The organism is Aquitalea sp. ASV11, from assembly GCF_016429185.1.
GTDB lineage: Bacteria > Pseudomonadota > Gammaproteobacteria > Burkholderiales > Chromobacteriaceae > Aquitalea > Aquitalea pelogenes.
Genome location: NZ_JAELUD010000147.1, coordinates 1 through 1,221 on the forward strand (window position 1 = coordinate 1; position 1,221 = coordinate 1,221).

General features: G+C 57.2%; 1 protein-coding gene and 1 pseudogene. Both read left to right on the forward strand.

Features of this window, described 5'->3' with window-relative positions; translation table 11 throughout:
* Nucleotides 1–196 (forward strand): annotated as a pseudogene (locus tag JHD62_RS21355) (single-stranded DNA-binding protein); the annotation flags it as partial.
* Between the two features lie 781 nt (nucleotides 197–977).
* Nucleotides 978–1,221: hypothetical protein (locus JHD62_RS22700; RefSeq protein WP_233161150.1), on the forward strand; the 244-nt coding region annotated here is incomplete at its 3' end.

The following is a 1,221-nucleotide window of genomic DNA, read 5'->3' on the forward strand; positions in this document are numbered from 1 at the left end:
GTCGCCGGATGTGCGCGTGAACGAACTGAGCCTGCAAGGCGGCAAACGCGAAGGCGGCTCGTCCATGGACGACAACTACGCCTACGGCGAACCGGCAGCGCAATCCCGCCCGGCCGCAGCACCGGCCGCCCCGCGCCGCATGGAAGCCAAACCGGCACCGAAGCTGGACGACATGGATGACGACATCCCGTTCTAACCGGAACCACATGTTAGATTGTTAAATTAAACTGGAAATACTCTGTGTAATCAATAGATTGCACTTGGTTTTTCCGGTCTTTTTCTTTACGCCCATAATTCACATCACCGGAACCGTGCAGCTGTCGTAAAGTCCTGTCATCTGATGAGTCAGGAGAAGTGCGGTGACCACGTTTTTCATTCGAGAAGTGCGGATGCAGTCCGGTGAACACATCCCCCTGCTCGTGTCCGGTAGTCCCCTCGGACTACCGGTTCCCCTCGCAACCCGTTTTGTTCTGACCCAGTTCCGGCCAAAGGGCCTGAAAGCCAGCAGCATCCGCCAACGGCTCTCCGCCTTAGCCCTTGCTTACACTTTCTTTGCTAAGCATGGTATCCAACTCGACGAACGGGCAGCCAAACGTCAGTTCCTAAGCCAGGAGGAGTTGGTAGCACTATCCGATTACTGTCGCCGGACGCAGAAGAATGGGACACAACGCGTAGTCGGCCCTGGCTATGCAGCGCTACGATTTCGGGTGGCTACCGATTACATTCGCTGGGTATCCGAACCCATCATTTCGCGGATCGTTGACGACTCACGCCGGGATGCCGCATTGGGAGCCCTGCAGAGCTTTCTCCAGCGCGCACGCACCGTCGCACCGGCACCTGGACGGCGAGATGCTTCAGTCGCCCCTGGAGAGCGCCTAGGCTTCACGCCAGAGCAACGTGCACTGTTCTTACGGGTCATCGAGCCTGGATGTTGTGACAACCCTTTCAGGCCACAGCTCCAATTTCGCAATTACGTCATGCTGCAACTCGAGTTTGAGCTTGGTCCACGTGGTGGTGAAGTACTCGGGCTCAAGACAAGGGATGTGGACTTCAGTGTCGAGCCAGCATCGCTCACCATTCATCGCCGCCACGATGATCCGGAAGAGCCCCGCACCCCCGCACCTGCAACCAAGACTTTCGGACGCCTGCTACTCCTTGATACCAAGCTGCGTGATTTGCTTGATGAATGGATTACGCGCCACCGGGCAAATCGGCAGCAGT